Raw genomic sequence first — 16692 nt, 5'->3', positions numbered from 1 at the left:
TCTAGCCCTAAGTTCAAAACCTTCTCTAGCCGTCCATAACGACTAATTCGTTAAGCGACTGCCTAAACCACTCACTCGCTCTGTTTTCACCTTAATCCCACGCTTCAACACATTTGTATCGCTGAACATCATCAGTCGTTTCTTCGCACGTGTAATACCTGTATAGATAAGCTCCCGCGTTAAAATAGGGCTGAAATCTGGCGGCAAGATCATTAAGGTCAGATCAAATTCACTACCCTGAGATTTGTGTATTGTCATTGCATAAGCCGTTTCATGATCGGGCACTCGGCTTGGTAGCACAGCTTTTACGCTGCCATCGGGCAACTCAAAATAGACCTTCAAACGAGGGGTTAAGTCAGGTTGACTAGAACCCGCCTCAAGCATACAGATACCAATATCACCATTGTACAAACCCAAGCCATGATCATTTCGCGTCACCATAACAGGACGTCCGTGATACCACAGCTCATCATTATGAGGGCTCACCAAACGCCTTGCGGCCAGTGCTCTTTCAATTCTGTGGTTGAGGCCTTTAACACCAAAATCCCCTTCACGAATGGAACACAACAGTCGGCATTGGCTGAACAAATCGAGTACCGATTTCGCTCTCGCTTCTTGAGTTTCTAACTCTTCCAACGGCACATTCATTCTATTGAGGTACGCACCATACTCGTTAACCAAAGTACGCAGCATCAGGTTATAGCTGTCACTCGACAGAGGGTGGTTTTCGATATCGCCAAAATCTTTGGCAAACACTTGGTCTACTTGATTCGCAGAACCATTATTGATTGCTTTTGCCAGCTGACCGATACCGGAGCGCGCATCGAAACGATAACTCTTCTGCAGCATACACAAGCTATCCGCAATCGCAGGCGGATTCACCGCTCCAGCTTTGTCTTGTCTTGGTTTAGCTATCGCATCAAAACCTGTCATCTCTGCAATCAAATTGCCTTGCGCTGTGCTGTACCCTGCAGAGTTGAATGAACAGATATCACCGAGCACAGCACCTGCCTCTACTGAAGCGAGTTGGTCTTTATCACCCAATAAGATGAGCCTTGCGTGCTCAGGAAGTGCATCCACCAGCTTATACATCATCGACAGATCAACCATTGAAGCTTCATCCACTACCAAGATATCAAGGTGGAGTGGATTGCGTCGGTTATGTCTAAACTCAGCACGGTTAGGAATCGCGCCGAGTAATCGATGTAACGTGCTCGATTCAGTTGGTATGTTGGCCTTCACTTCAGGCGCTAATGGCAGCTGCTCAATCGCTTTACCAATCGACTCGGTTAAACGCGCCGCCGCTTTACCTGTCGGTGCCACCAGCTTAATCGTTGGCGTTTTACCTTGGCTGAGCGATTGCTCGATCATCGCCGACAGTAATTTGGTTACTGTGGTCGTTTTACCGGTACCCGGCCCACCGGAAATCACCGCAAAGCGACGACTCAGCGCCACCGCTGCCGCGACTTTTTGCCAGTTCAAACATGCCGATAACGGCACCAAGTCGTCCAACACATCTAAGTCCGTCACCTGCTTAGCTTGTACAATCGCTTGGTCGATTGATCCCCAATCTAAAGCCTGCTCATTCACAATATCAAGATGGTCACACACCAATTGTTGGCGTAATACCTGAGACGTCTGCTGATTTGCTTCAGCCCTGGCTAAGGCGTTAAACAGAAAATGATAGCTACGTGCAAAAAGCAGATTGAGCGTTTCAGTCAGCGCTTTTTTCTGCTCAGTATTGAACTCTACCGGCTTACTTAAACGGTTTAAGGTCTCAGCCAACACAACTTCGTAGTTCCAATAACGCTGTAAATAGACACGCTGCCCATCGAACATTAGAGGCTTAACACAATCGTTGGTCGTTCCCACTAAGTTTGATGATTGAAGCACAGCCACCCAATCAATACCCAACAGTTTTTGGTTCAATTGCAGTGCAGTTTCACCGTATAACCCAAGTAACTGAGCAAGATCTGCCGCTAGTTCAGGGCCTGTCGTATGCTGCTGTATAAGCTGAGTACAAATGTGTCCTTTGCCTAATTCATGGCTCACTACCCCCGCGAGAAAGCCGATCTCTTGAGGGTAGCTCGTGGCTTGCTGAGCAAGAAAACGGGCAAATTGATAATCCAACTGACGAATAGAACCCTTATCCGCAAGAAACTGGAGTACATCCATCAGTTGCTCAGGAATAAGTGAAACTGGCTTTGCTGTGTTCGCAGTATCTATGCCGGTATTAGTGGTCGTTGTTGTCATTATAAAAGCCCCATCTGTCCAGTTTCATCGTCATTCAATTGTGCCGAACGTCTGTCTATCACTTTACCGTCAATCAATTGATCCATTTCATCAAGTAAAGCCAGTGTTGGTTTGGCCGAGAAAATACCTTGCTGAGATTGGCCGTCCATTCCTCGTAAGAACAAGTAGTACACGCCACCAAAATGTTGTTCGTAGCTGTAATTGGCAACGCGGCTGCGTAAGAAACGGTGCAACGCCAATGCATAGATTTGATATTGCAAATCATAGCGATGGTCGGCCATCGCCGATTTCAATGCCTCGCCATGGTAGACAGCAACATCATCTCCTAAGTGATTCGATTTCCAGTCGAGTACATAGTATTTACCTTGGTGCTCAAACACCAAATCGATGAAGCCTTTCAACATACCTTGCACGGTTTGGAAACCTAGATCGCCCGCTTTGGCTGACAATGGATCGTGATATTGAATGGTTTGATTCAGTTCAGATGCAGCCAATACTTCGATCGGCAGTAAGAATTCCATCTCAACTAAACGTTGCGTCGAGTCTTTCTCGCTTAGCTTTAAGTTCTTGCCGTCTAATGCGGTGTTCAGCACTGTATCGACCAGTTGCTGAAGCACAGGTAGCCACTCTAATTCATATTGCTCTGATTCTAATAAGTGAGTGATTACTTGCGTGTTATGTTCACTGGTTGCTGGCTCGGTAAATTCAACCTCCTCAAACAAGGTGTGTAAGAAAGTACCTGGGCGAGCACCACGAGGGAACGTAAAGATAGAGCGTTCAGGCTCAATCAACTCAGACTCATCCTGCTCATCAGCCGAGTCAATATCAAAACCAGACACCTCAATGGTCGCGTCATGGCTCGCGCCGTGACTGCCTTGCTTTACAAGCCCCGAGTAACTGGTGATACGCCAAGCTCGGTCGATTGAAGCCTTGAGTTCATTAGCATGTAAGTCGTCACTCACTTGCTCTGTTTGTACAAACACCTGTTCATGAGCGGTTGGTGTTTCGGCTAACAGCACACTTGAATTTTTGCCTTCAATTGCCGTTAGAGCTTGATGCAATTCGGTAATACCCTGCTCTTGTCCGTTTTGAACCAAGTAGCCCATCGCACTCAAATGCACGCCTGTCGGTTCTTTGGTTGAACGCCCTTTACGCAGTGGCGCTATACCAATAAAACAGCCATAAACCGCACGAGTCAGCGCTACATAAACCAGGCGCAAATCTTCCGCTAGTCGTTCTTTATCGGCTTGCGCTAAGGCACTGTCGCTGCCAGTAATATCGAGTACTGTGGTGTCTGAATCATGGTCGTAGAACTTACCTTCACTCGCTTCACGATAGCTTGCAACGAACGGTAAAAATACTAAGTCATATTCCAAGCCTTTCGATTTATGAATGGTAACGATTTGAACCAAGTTTCTTTCTGATTCAAGGCGTTGAATGTCGTCGTCACTGCCACCTAAACCATTTTGTGCATCTGAGATTGCTTCAGCCAGCCAACGCAACAAGCCATAGTCACTGTCGAGTTCTTGTCTTGCTTGTTGCAACAATTCGCCAATGTGCATTAAATCAGTGAGTGAGCGCTCACCATTTTCTTCTTCCAGTAAGCGTTCCGCGATATGTCGTTTACTGATCACGCTGCGAAGCATTGGCAACACGCCGCGCTGAAGCCACAACTTACGATATTCTCTAAACTCGTTAACGACGTTTTCCCACACCACTTCATCGTTGTTGAGTTCATCCAATGATGCGGCATCCAGAGCAAACAATTCAGACGCTAAACTGGCACGTAATGCTCGGTCATTTTCAGGTGTCAGCACCGCCTGCAACAAACGTTGAATATCTTGTGCGACCAAGCTGGTGAATACACTGTCTCGGTTGGATAAATACACGCTCGCAATGCCTTGTTCCGACAACGCGTTCTTAATCAGACGACCTTCACTACCGGTTCGAACCAAAACAGCAATATCACCCGCATTCACGGCATGTTGTTTTTTGCCGTTATCAAAATAGGCTTGTTGATTTTGAGAAGCGGTCAGAATAGTTTGAATTTGACTCGCTGTCGCTTCTGCCATGGCCTTGTGATATTCACCCTTTGGTAACGGCTTATCTTCAGCCTCTTGCAGCCAAAAGGTAAGTGCGTGCTGAGTTTCTCCGTTCATCACCCATTGGCGTTTGTCGGCTGATGGACTGGCAGCAACGGGCAAAAATGGAATGTCTTGATCGTAGATAAACGGGCTGTCCGAATTCATAAACACTTGGTTTACTGCACTGACCATATCGGCACTTGAGCGCCAGTTAGTGCCTAAGGTGTAGTGAGCACTAACTTGGTTTCTCGCCTTGATATAGGTAAAGATATCTGCGCCACGAAAGCCATAAATCGCCTGCTTTGGGTCACCGATCATAAACAAGCCGCACTGCGGATTATCAAGATAGATTCGGCTAAAAATACTGTATTGCAGTGGGTCGGTATCCTGAAATTCATCGATCATCGCCACCGGGTAGAGCGTGCGAATCCTTTCCACCAGCAGTGACTGCTCATCGACATCGATCGACGCAGATAACTGGGTCAGTAGGTCATCAAACGATAACCACTGCTTCTGCTGTTTAGCCTTAGCTAACATGATTCGACAATGAGTAATCGCATGCGCCAGCAATGGAGCTTTTAGATCTACAGGAGAATTTAAGAAATTCTCAATAGCCTCAAACACCGCGTGCTGAGGCGCGGTGCCTTTTGGTGTTTTTTCAATTAGCGTTGCTTGTGAGAACTTCTCTAGTTTATCTGGAAACTGGTAATCATGAGTGTCGCTCTGCGCCCATGCTGTCACAGCTTCTAACCATGTCGGCAGAGATTTCTTAGTGTAGCTACGCTTGTTCACATCCGAAGCAGAGATCAAAGCCAAAAAGTCCGCTTCGGATTCACACCACAGCGCTTTAAGTTGCTTCACTTTATCTAGGTTTTGGTTGTGCAGAGTTTGCAAGTCGCCCGACATCGCATCTACCGTCAATTTCAGCGGAGATCCTGTCAGATAACGATTTACGTCTGCTAATAATGCAGCCGGTGAACCCCAGATATTACGAACCTCACCAGCCAGTTGAATGGGCAGCGGGTAAAACTGTTTACGCCAATAGTCAGCAACTACTTGTGCTTTTAGGTGGCTTTCATCGGTCACAAATTCGTTATCAAAGCGGCTTCCAGACTCAAAAGCATTTTGAGTCAACATTCGCTGACAGAAACCGTGAATGGTGTATACCGCAGCCTCATCCATTTGTCTTTCAGCGTTAAGCAGAGTTTTAGCCGCGCCAGCATGATCATCGATGGCTTGTAACAAAGGCGCAATCACTGGGTCGTCACTTTGCCCACGTGCAAACGCAATGCGTGCATCATGAATACGAGCACGAATACGATCTCGCAGCTCAGCCGTAGCTGCTTCAGTAAAGGTCACCACCAGAATTTGGTCTACGGTTAGCGGCTCATGGTGTCGAGTGGCTTCAGTCAGATCACCTTGTGGAGCGGCCGTGCCATGCCCGAGCAGTAGGCGTAAGTACAAGCCAGCGATGGTAAATGTTTTACCTGTACCCGCTGATGCTTCAATTAAACGCGCGCCATGAAGTGGAAACGTCATGGTATCGAGTGTCTGTGGAGCGATTACCTGAACACTGCTTGTGGTCGTCATGCCTTACTGCCTTCTGATAAATGTGTTGTTACAAATGTGACCTAGCGTGGAAAACGTCATTCAATTTACGTCCTACGCTAATTTGTTAATAGTTAGTGCGATCTCTCTCACGGATCAATTCGGATCGCCTCGCTACTATGCGCCCACGAGTTCAGGAGCACGTACGAGTTTTGTACTTTACGGCGTTACTTTGAACCACAGAATAATGGTCCCTCTGACCTGTGGCCGTACAGCGAACGCCCTACACTAATAATGATTTACTGGCGGCCACTTTATTTCCTGTACCTTGCTTCTATTCACCTTGATTCCCTTCATCTTGAAAGCAAGCGTACCAAACGCTTACCAGCGACTCTCTTTTGTCTTTCATTAATTCAGCGCACTCGCTATTGATCTTGTCGATCACAGCCACCTACTCCTGATCTTCCAGATCGGCAGCAGCCAACCTTGCCGCCTGTAGCACAAGCGTTGAATACATACGCGACTCAGTAGCCAATTCATCGTCCCATTTAGACCAGATTCGTGAGATGTAGGTATCTCTACCCTCGCCCGTGAAGGCGAAGCTGTCATTAAAGGTATCGGCCATTTTCTTGAGTGACTTTTCTTCATCATCGACCCACTTACCACGGCTAAAGCCCGCTTCAACACCAGCTAATGCCGTTTTCGGGAAGTATGGCAATGGTGCAGTCATACCTTGATAAAACAGTCGTACTAACTCAGCTAATATACTCTTCGCTTGCTGCGCATCGCCGATAGGTTGTAGCGTTTGGTGAACCACGCCCTCTTTTCTGTCATAGCCAATAATATGGGTCGTTTTTCCGTGTCCCATAACAGCGCAGGATAGATGATCAATCCACGCAGCCAAATAATCTTGAGAGCGTATTTTGCCGCTACGGAAACGCACTAGACCTGATTGATAGTTTTGAGTTAACCACCCCATCAAGCGAACAGGCTTACCTTCGCCTAACACGTCAAACTCGATATTCACTTCGAGATCTTGCTGCGGTGATCCGCTCACAAATCTAATCTCTTTGGCTAAGTCTTCCGCTTGAACACGGTTGGTTTCAAATTCGATGTCACCGAAGGCGCCGACCGGTAATCGACCTTGGGCTTTTTGCTCAGAGACAAACAGTCGCACCGCTTCGTCTGCGCCTTCTGGGTGGTCCTGCAACACTTGCAGCAGCGCATCTTTAAGCTGGAAGCTTTCTAAGCCATTAAGCACGAACGGCTCGTCGTCTTCCATTACCGGAAGCGGTGGCTCAAACACGACTTTTAGACGGCGATTAAAGAAGTATTGCACCGGCAAACGCCAGAAACGCTGTAGCTCAACCAAATCGAGTTCTAACGGATAGCTCGCACCAAGCAAATAGTCATCCAAAGCGCGATTGAATTCACCACTGCGCTCACCAGAACGATTTGCCGCAGGAAGCCATTCTTTGGCGTAGCTCAATACATGACCTGCATCACCTTGCGTAAAGGCTGCTGGGCTAAATGGTGTCATGGTGTGTTCAAAGCTGATTGCTTGAGTCAGTTTGATACCAGAATCATCACTTGGTAACGCTTGATCTGCACTTAGGCAGTAGTTCTGGTGGCAGTACTCAATCAACTCAGAAACCAATACCGACGGTACTCGCTCAGTATTATCTTGAATCGAACGGCCGACATAGCTGATGTATAAACACTCTTGTGCTGACAGCATTGCTTCTAGGAATAGATAACGGTCATCATCACGACGAGAACGATCACCAGGTCGAGTGCGCCCGTTCATCAGGTCAAAACCTTCTGGCGGCATTGAGCGAGGGTAAACCCCATCATTCATGCCTAACAAACAGACGGTTTTGAACGGAATAGAACGCATCGGCATCAAGGTACAAAAGTTAACTTGTCCCGCTAAGAAACGCTGACTGATACGGGCGCCCGACAGTTTATTATTTAAGTACTGATAGATGATACTCGGCGACAACTCTTGCTCATACAAGGCATCATCAAGCTGTTCATTCAGTTGTGAAAGTGCATCACGAATCGACTTAAGCACCACCTCACCTTCCAGCTCAACCGCAAAAAAATCATCAATCATTTGCAGCAAGGTTTCACGCCAAATATCGATGGATTGCGTCTCAGCAAGGCGTTGACGGTAATGGGCAATACGATCAATAAAGTGCGCTAACTTACCAGCAAGTTCGGCGTTAATGCCCTGAACTTCGTTATAAGATGCAATTGGAGAGTGTCCAGTTTCAAACAAACCTGCGGAATCCGACATCGCATAACCCAGTAACATACGCTGGATACCAAATAGCCAGGTATTTTGCTCGGTGGCAGGCAAATCAAACTCTGTTGCCGTAGAAGAATCGACGCCCCAGCGGATACCCGCTTCTTCAACCCACTGCTTAGCTTGTTCAAATTGAAATTCATCAATACCGAAGCGTGCCATCATCGCTGGGATTTCTAATAGCTCTAGAAGTTCAGAAGCTAGACAACGCGTGTTCGGTAACGCGACCAACTGCATGAACGCGGTCAGAATTGGGCTCTCTTGGTCTGCCGTTCTATCCGAGATCGAGTAAGGGATATAACGCTCACCCGGAGCATTACCAAATACCGCCTGAATAGCAGGGCTGTAAGCATTGATGTCTGCCACCATCACAATGATATCGCGTGGTTTTAAGCTTGGATCAGCATCAAACATCGCTAACAACTGGTCATGGAGAACCTCCACCTCGCGCATTGGGCTGTGACAAGCGTGTACCGTCAACGAACGATCGCCCAGCTCAACCACTTGTTTGTGGTTGCTGGAGTCTAAGATGTGATCGTCTTGGTGCTCTTCTAACTCAAGAATATCGGCTTGCAGTTGATGCAGCAGGCTGTCTCTCTCGACATCAATAAAGAACTCATGCTCTTCGCTGTCTGATTGAGACAGCAAGAACAGGTTATCTCTGCCCAGTTTACCCATAGACGCCAGTAAGCTATTACCGACCGCTTGGCTGGTATGCAGTTCGTCTTCAATATTGGCTTCAATGCCATCTTTTAATGGTGAGACTTCGCCTTCTAGCTGAGGTAAACCATCAACCAAAGCAAACTGCTTACGACGCTGCGCTTCCACTCTCGCCAAGTATTTACGGTCACGAATATCGCCCCAGTAATGTTGGCAAGGGTTGGTAAACATCAGGTGGACATCAATCTGCTCGCCAAGCGCTTTCAAGGCATCCATGTAGCGAGGAGGCAGTGACGAAATACCAAACACAAACAGACGTTTCGGCAGGTGTTGTAACTGGCCTTGTTGATTAGCTAACGCTTCAATGAAGTCGTGATACAAGTTACCACGGTGATATTTCGATTGGCCTTGAGAGAGCGTTTGATCGTAGAGTGCCTTCCACAAAATCGGCTGCCAAGGGTGCTCTTGTTGTCCTTCACTATCAATCAATTCTGCAACGGGTTCTCCCGCTTCCCACATCGCCATCCACTCAGGTCGATACACCAAGTAGCCATCGAAGATATCGGCAATTTTCTCGGCTAATTGATACAACTTAGAGCCGTCTTCGTCGTTTTCAAGATAGCGCTGTAGGGGTAAGAAATCAGGGTGGTCAAGTTTCGCGGGTAGCAAACTCATCAGCTTCCACGTCATCGCTTCTTTGTTAAAAGCACTGCGTTTAGGTACGTCAGGAAGCACTTGGGTAAACATATCCCAAATGAAGGTCGCTGGAAGAGGAAAATCGATATTTGCTGCTACACCAAACTCTTTGGCGAGTTCCATCTTAAGCCATTGAGACATACCCGGGCTCTGAACCAAGATCTGCTCTTTTTCGAAAGGATTGGCTAAAGGGTCACTTTTGATTAAGTGAACGAGAAGAATTTTTAAAGTATCAACTTTATTGGAATGGTAAACAGTAAACAAAGTGCACTCACGCTAATCTTGCCACAATATAAAGCCAGATTAGCATAAGTGCCGAGTTTGGATTAGGAATATAAGCTTATGAAATACTGAAAACTTAAGCTCCGTTTATCTTTTGAACTATTGCTTCTTACAATCTACTGCCTACCGCGCTTAGAACACGGTGAGGTTTGTAATTCATGTAATAACGAACCGCCACATAACCCACTACAAACGTTGCCACAATCAATTCTAGATACGCTAGGCCAAACACTTGATTGATGTAATGCGCTTCAATACCTTGTGCTTGCATCCACGCAGCCAGTTTGAACAAGGCTGTTGCACCAATCACGATTGGGAAGGTAAACGCTGCATAACCAGGGCTAAATGGAAGACGAAGTAGTTTGAAAAACGCCATATAGATAATGAACGTCATCAACACTGCAATACCAAATAGTAAACCAATGATCACAGGTGAAGGGTTAGCAGTAACGGTTAAGTAACCCGCCAAAGATAGGCTTGCCGGTGCTGCCATAATCGCAATCGTTGGTTTTGCAGCATCTGGCACTTCGTGAGAGAAGATCAAACGGTAAACCATGATTGGTAGCATTACTGCGTAAACCAATAAGCCGAATACCAAAGTCGCGTTAGCTACTGGCTCTAAAACTGGATTACCTGAGAAAGAGACGTCAGCGACGATAATACCGATCGGTGGCACAAACCAGCTTGGCACCATGTGGTGAATCTCAAAGTTTTTAGCTCTGTGGTACAAAAAGCTCGTTAGAAACACAACATGCAAAGCCACAGAAGCCAACCACATAGCTTCTTGTAAGAATTGAGAGATTGGCGCCAAAGACGCTGACACCACCATGCACCCCATTGCAAATGTTGGTACCACACTGCCGACAACAGGGTGAGCAAGATCTTCACGCAATAGGTGACCATGAATCAAAAATTTCACAGCTAAAACAAGAAGTAATACCGCCGCAATGCCAGCACTGATCCACTGCACCAAACCCGGTGTGTGTAAGATACCTTGTGCGACTAGAACACCATCCCAACACCAGCCTAAGCTTGCAATTGCGAGTGCTAACCCTGCCATGGGTGTTGGAGCTCCTGTTAATCTATATTTAATACGTTGAATCATGTCAGCCTCTCTTAAACCTAATTCACTAAACTTGTGAACTCATCAGCTTGTTGAAGCCATAATACGCTTGCGCTTCGTTAAACAATATCCAATTATATATAACAAGTGTTCATCAATACTGAACAGAATCCATTTTCACCAGCAGAGTAAAACTAGGAATCTGATGGCTAATATTTCAATAAAACAGCTCAAAGTGTTCGTCACTATTACTCAGCACTCGACATTGACTGCTGCCTCTGAGGCTCTGTTTCTGTCTAAAGCTGCGGTCAGCATGGCACTAGGCGAAATGGAGAAACAACTCGGCCACTCTCTATTTGACCGGGTCAACAACCGATTAATTCTCAACCAAGAGGGACATAAGTTACTTCCATTGGCGGATGAAATATTACATCGTGCTGCTGGTATTGATGTTTTGTTCCGTGATGATCAGCCTTTAAGTGGCAATCTAAAGGTCGGCGCGAGTGACACGATTGGTAATCAGGTCGCACCGTTTATTTTGTCAGGCTTTCGCGAACGAACTCAACATCAGGATCAAAGCTTGTTCATTTCAAACAGTGCCCTGATCTGCCAAAAGTTGGTGGATTATGAACTTGATATCGCGCTAATTGAAGGAAAAACATTACACCCTGAACTCATTTCGAGTCAGTTTAGCAGCGATGAAATGTGCATTATTGTTAGTAATCAACATCCTCTCGTTGCCAAAGAAAAAGTGATTTTAAGCGATTTGGAAGACAGCCATTGGATTTTACGTGAATCAGGCTCAGGGACTCGCGAGTTTTTCCTTCGTGCCGTCGCACCGCGCATCGAACATTGGTATGAATCTTTTGAACTCAACACCACAGAAGCAATCATCAACTCTGTTTCTGCCGGTCTTGGCTTTGCCTGTTTGTCCCGTTTAGCTGCTCAGCGAGCGATCGATTCAGGCCGAGTAAAAGCGCTTAATGTGCCACTTGATATGAAACGCCGATTCTGGATGCTGGTCCATAAAGACAAATATCAAAGCCCACTGCTGAAATCTTTCATGAGTTATTGTGAAGACTGGGCGGCACATCAAGATTGAGGCCGCATAGTACGGGCTCCAACTGGACTTTTAACATCAGAAACTGTATAAAAAGCCAGTAAAATTTATCAAACTTAGAGGATTAACCATGGCTGTTATCGTCAAGTACGTGGTGGAACGCAACGGAGAAGAGAAAATGACTTTTACCTCTAAAGCCGAAGCTGACGCATACGACAAAATGCTGGATATGGCTGATGAGCTTTTTGAACTGTTAGGCAAAAGCGATTTAGTTGAAGATGAAGGCAAGCAAGAAGAACTTGCAATGTACCTAGCGAAGAACAAAGAAGAAGTTCTTTACGCATTAGGTGCTAAGCGTAAGCCAGCTCCGAAAAAAGCTAAGAAGCTTGAAGCTGTTGAAGACGCAGAAGAAGATGCAGCTTAACTAACTGATACCTTTCTAAAAAACGTCAATGACGCCTCTAATCAGAGTTCGTTATTGGCGTTTTTTTATACTTATCGAAATATAATGAAGCTTGTTTATAGTCGAAATCGCTCTAAACATTCGCTTGCATGAAAGTGTGAGGAAGATCTAATCTATAGCCATCAGGTGATGGGGTTCCACCTAAGCTTTTGCTTCATCCGCCCGTTCTTTCCGAACAGTGCTAATGACTCCTACAGAATCGAAAACAGGTAATACTGTTGGACGTATCGCTATTCCTCCATTTTGAAATGGACTTAGTCTATTAAGACCAAGTTCCATGACACCTTTGGATTATCGATACTCAAGATCTGTAGTGAATTAGCCGCACCTCTTCCAACACGTCCTGTTTTCTCAACGCCCTAGGCCTTAAATGGCTCTATAAGTGAGAAAACATTATGCACTACTCTTCAGAAATTCAATCAATGTGCCCTATTCAAAGGGGTGATCTTCACAATTCAGCTCCAATTCCAGTTGAAGGCGCAATGGTTAGCCCAAAAGATGTCATCGCTATTTCTGGCTTAAGCCACGGTGTTGGCACTTGTGCACCACAACAAGGTGCTGCAAAACTGACTCTTAACGTAAAAAACGGCATCATCGAAGAAGCATTAATCGAAACGATTGGTTGTTCAGGTATGACTCAATCTGCCGCGATGGCTGCGGAAATCCTCACCGGAAAAACCATTCTAGAAGCGCTGAATACTGACTTGGTATGTGACGCGATTAACGTCGCGATGCGCGAAATCTTCCTGCAGTTTGTTTACGGTCGAACTCAGTCGGCTTTCTCTGAAGGTGGCCTAGAGATCGGCGCAGCACTAGAAGACTTAGGTCAAACACAGCGCAGCCAAGTTGGCACCAGCTACTCAACCGCAGCAAAAGGCGTTCGTTACCTAGAGCTTGCAGAAGGTTACGTAACCAAGCTTGCACTTGATGATCACAGCGAAGTGATTGGCTACGAATATCTCAACCTCGGCAAAATGATGAAGGCGATTAACCAAGGCGTGCCAGCGAATGAAGCGGCCGACCTTGCGACAGGGACTTATGGTCGCTTCGACGAAGCCGTGACCACCATTAACCCACGTCAACAATAATTTTTGCCAATAAAAGAGGAAAGATATGATGAACACTCAATTTAATGAATCAGTAACTCGCGTATTGGCAGAAATGAACTTCGACTCTTTAGAGCAAGCAAACCAATACTGTTTATCACACAATGTCGATCCAAAAGCATTAGTGATGGACACTCAACCTATCGCATTTAAAAGCGCAGCTGACGCTTACACTCTTGGTGCAGCATTGGCTCTGTTCCGTAAAGCGAACAACGCAGAACAAGCAGCGAATATCATTGGTGAAGGCCTTCAAGCATTCACAAAACCCGGCAGTGTTGCGGAGCAACGCCAAGTCGGTATCGGCCATGGCGCACTGGCTGCTCGCCTTCTCAATGAAGAGAGCCACTGCTTTGCTTTCCTTGCAGGCCATGAGTCTTTTGCTGCTGCAGAAGGTGCGATCAAGATTGCACTGAACGTGAACAAATCACGGAAAACACCATTGAAAGTTATCTTGAACGGTCTAGGTAAAGATGCCGCTTACCTAATCTCTCGCATCAATGGCTTTACTTATGTTCGCACTCAATTTGATTACCAAACGGGTGAGCTAGTTGAAACAGAACGTCGCCGCTTCTCACAAGGCCCTCGTGGCGAGATCTTGTGTTACGGCGCTGATGATGTACGTGAAGGTGTAGCGATCATGCACAGAGAAGAAGTGGATGTGAGTATCACGGGTAACTCAACCAACCCAACACGCTTCCAACACCCTGTTGCTGGTATCTACAAAGCAGAACGCACTCGCCAAGGTTTGCCATACTTCTCAGTTGCTTCAGGTGGCGGTACAGGTCGAACATTGCACCCAGATAACGTAGCAGCAGGCCCAGCGTCTTACGGCATGACCGATACCATGGGCAGAATGCACGCTGATGCTCAGTTCGCAGGTAGCTCTTCAGTTCCTGCTCACGTGGCGATGATGGGCTTCATCGGCATGGGCAACAACCCAATGGTCGGATCGACGGTTGCATTGGCTGTGGCAGTGAGTGAATCTCAACACGCATAACGACAAAGTGAGTCCCACAATCTGCCTGTTATGTAGAGTCTGTTAGTTGAGAATCAAGCAATAACGGACGACTAAAACTCTACACCTATCACTAAAACCAAACAGCCAGCCTTATGCTGGCTGTTTTTTATTCACACTTGCTCTACTATCTATTTCTAATAATTATTTGTATCTAAGATTAAATACATTCTGCTGTCGTATTTAACTACATATTTTCAAAGGAATAATATGAAAGAGCTCATCATTCATACCATTACCGTGTTCATGGGCTTTTTTGCCATCATGAACCCTATCGCCAACACACCGATCTTTCTTTGATTAACAGGTGATAATGATAGGGAAACGGTCAAGTCTATCGCTTTCCGCTCAGTGTTCATCGCCTTCATCATCGTCAGCACCTTTGCTGTCTCGGGTAAACTCATCTTCGACCTCTTTGGTATCACGCTTTACGCGCTTCGTATCACCGGCGGGATCCTCGTGTTCTTGATTGGCTTTCATATGCTGCAAGGTGACTCAACACACTCTAAAGCAAAAGAGAAGGTCAACTCAGACGCTCAACAAGATGCGGCGCTCAGTATCGCCGTCTCGCCACTGGCAATGCCAATATTAGCCGGACCGGGCACCATTGCCACCGCGATGAACTTTGCCAGCACCGAAGGCATCTACGAAACCATCGTCGCCTTTGGCCTACTATGCGCCTTAACCTACGTATTGTTTGTATTTGGCGAGCGCTTCGTTAAAGCCGTTGGACCAAGCGCACTGAACGTGATTACTCGAATGATGGGGTTGATACTCGCGGTAATCGGTATGCAGATGTTGATTGAAGGGATTGAGCAAGCTTATAAGGCACTGTTTATCTAAAGAGGGGATTCACAGGAGAATGTTGATTAACGCACCAATCAATTTGTGTTGATCTGCAGTGTTTTCTCATTGCAGAAAACTATCTCTCAAAAGACAAGCAATATCATTTTACAGACTTTATCCCGATACGCCCTTTCATAACGAGGGCGCTCTCTTTATGATGAACGCAATTAAATTAACTTTGCTAACGGCAGCGCTTGTTATTCGAGCCGTTGTTTTGGAATAGCAAAATCAAGACTCAACACATGGAGATTCAACATGGCTTATTTTTCACTAGCCTTCGGTACGGCAACCAAAAATCGCGACAATAAAATCATTGAAGCGTTCTTCCCTAACCCGCTTCTAAACCCAAGCGACGCTCTTGTAGCAGCTGTAGCTGAAGTGTCAGGTTACGCTGAAGGCAACCAAGCTATCGAAATCTCTGCTGCACAAAGCGCAGAACTGGCGAAAGCATTCGCAGCAAACGATGATGCAGCTAACGCATCTTTCGCAGAAAAAGCGGCAGCGTCTGAACAGCCACTTGTTCTTGTTGTTCTTGCTACTGACGAGAAGCCAGCATCAGTTGCTGAAGGCTTCCTAAAGCTACAACTTATCTCTAACCGCCTAGTACAACCACACGGTACGGTACTGGACGGCATCTTCGGTCTACTGCACAACATCGCATGGACAAACGAAGGCCCTATCGACCTACCTGAGCTGGCTGAGCGTCAAATCGAAGCTCGCCTTGCAGGTCGTGCTCTGTCTGTAGATTGCGTAGACAAGTTCCCTAAAATGGTGGATTACGTAGTACCAACAGGTATTCGTATTGCTGATACTTCTCGTGTTCGTCTTGGCGCACACGTAGGCGAAGGCACAACGGTAATGCACGAAGGTTTCATCAACTTCAATGCGGGTACTACTGGCGTGAGCATGGTTGAAGGTCGTATCTCTGCGGGTGTTGTTGTGGGTAACGGTTCAGACATCGGCGGCGGCGCTTCTATCATGGGTACTCTGTCTGGTGGCGGTACTATGGTTATCTCTATCGGCGAAAACTGCCTGCTAGGCGCAAACGCGGGTCTTGGCTTCCCAATGGGCGACCGTTGCACGGTTGAATCTGGTCTTTACGTGACTGCGGGTACTAAGGTTCGCATGCTAGATAAAGAAGGCAACGAAGTAGAAATCATTAAAGCCCGTGACCTTGCTGGCGTTTCTGACCTTCTATTCCGTCGTAACTCGATTACTGGCCAAATTGAATGTCTTGCGAACAAGTCTGCAGTTGAACTGAACAGCGAGCTACACAGCAACAACTAATCTAGATGCTAGATGCTAGAT

The 16692-nt window shown here is 46.5% G+C and carries 9 protein-coding genes, 1 pseudogene and 1 riboswitch; of the genes and pseudogenes, 6 read left to right on the top strand and 4 right to left on the bottom strand.

Annotated elements, in window-relative coordinates:
- Window positions 1-42: 42 nt before the first annotated feature.
- The 4 genes from recD to AB4351_RS17885 form a co-directional block, all read right to left on the bottom strand.
- Window positions 43-2253, bottom strand: coding sequence for an exodeoxyribonuclease V subunit alpha (gene recD, locus AB4351_RS17900; RefSeq protein ID WP_372126770.1), 2211 nt, complete (start codon window positions 2251-2253; stop codon window positions 43-45).
- A complete protein-coding gene (gene recB / locus AB4351_RS17895) occupies window positions 2253-5927 on the bottom strand; it encodes an exodeoxyribonuclease V subunit beta (protein WP_372126768.1) in 3675 nt (1224 codons plus the stop codon). The genes recD and recB overlap by 1 nt, the downstream gene beginning before the upstream one ends.
- 409 nt (window positions 5928-6336) lie before the next feature.
- Window positions 6337-9813 carry an exodeoxyribonuclease V subunit gamma gene (gene recC / locus AB4351_RS17890; protein WP_372126766.1) on the bottom strand — a complete coding sequence of 1159 codons (3477 nt, stop codon included), beginning with the start codon at window positions 9811-9813 and terminating at the stop codon, window positions 6337-6339.
- Between the two features lie 127 nt (window positions 9814-9940).
- On the bottom strand, window positions 9941-10891 hold the full coding sequence (locus AB4351_RS17885; protein WP_017071043.1) for a TDT family transporter: 951 nt from the start codon (window positions 10889-10891) through the stop codon (window positions 9941-9943).
- A gap of 208 nt (window positions 10892-11099) precedes the next feature.
- On the opposite strand from AB4351_RS17885, the gene AB4351_RS17880 reads away from it, so the two are divergent.
- The 6 genes and pseudogenes from AB4351_RS17880 to dapD all read left to right on the top strand — a co-directional run bounded on the left by AB4351_RS17880 (window position 11100) and on the right by dapD (window position 16671).
- Window positions 11100-11996: a LysR family transcriptional regulator gene (locus AB4351_RS17880; protein WP_017059889.1), complete on the top strand. Its 897-nt coding sequence runs from the start codon at window positions 11100-11102 to the stop codon at window positions 11994-11996.
- Between the two features lie 88 nt (window positions 11997-12084).
- Window positions 12085-12378 (top strand): YebG family protein, encoded by a 294-nt coding sequence (locus AB4351_RS17875; RefSeq protein WP_008223840.1) that lies wholly within the window; start codon window positions 12085-12087, stop codon window positions 12376-12378.
- Between the two features lie 155 nt (window positions 12379-12533).
- Window positions 12534-12618, top strand: a riboswitch (Fluoride riboswitch).
- A 194-nt stretch (window positions 12619-12812) separates the two neighbouring features.
- On the top strand, window positions 12813-13505 hold the full coding sequence (locus AB4351_RS17870; RefSeq protein ID WP_017071044.1) for an iron-sulfur cluster assembly scaffold protein: 693 nt from the start codon (window positions 12813-12815) through the stop codon (window positions 13503-13505).
- A 25-nt stretch (window positions 13506-13530) separates the two neighbouring features.
- On the top strand, window positions 13531-14520 hold the full coding sequence (locus AB4351_RS17865) for a GGGtGRT protein (protein ID WP_372126765.1): 990 nt from the start codon (window positions 13531-13533) through the stop codon (window positions 14518-14520).
- 228 nt (window positions 14521-14748) lie between these two features.
- A pseudogene (locus tag AB4351_RS17860) lies at window positions 14749-15381 on the top strand (MarC family protein).
- A 258-nt stretch (window positions 15382-15639) separates the two neighbouring features.
- A complete protein-coding gene (gene dapD / locus AB4351_RS17855; RefSeq protein ID WP_017059885.1) occupies window positions 15640-16671 on the top strand; it encodes a 2,3,4,5-tetrahydropyridine-2,6-dicarboxylate N-succinyltransferase in 1032 nt (343 codons plus the stop codon).
- Window positions 16672-16692 lie beyond the last annotated feature (21 nt).

Origin of the sequence: Vibrio sp. 10N.261.51.F11 (assembly GCF_041471665.1) — a bacterium.
Taxonomy (GTDB): domain Bacteria; phylum Pseudomonadota; class Gammaproteobacteria; order Enterobacterales; family Vibrionaceae; genus Vibrio; species Vibrio crassostreae_C.
Note: the sequence above shows the minus strand (reverse complement) of the source record. Positions and strands in the feature narration are given on the sequence as shown.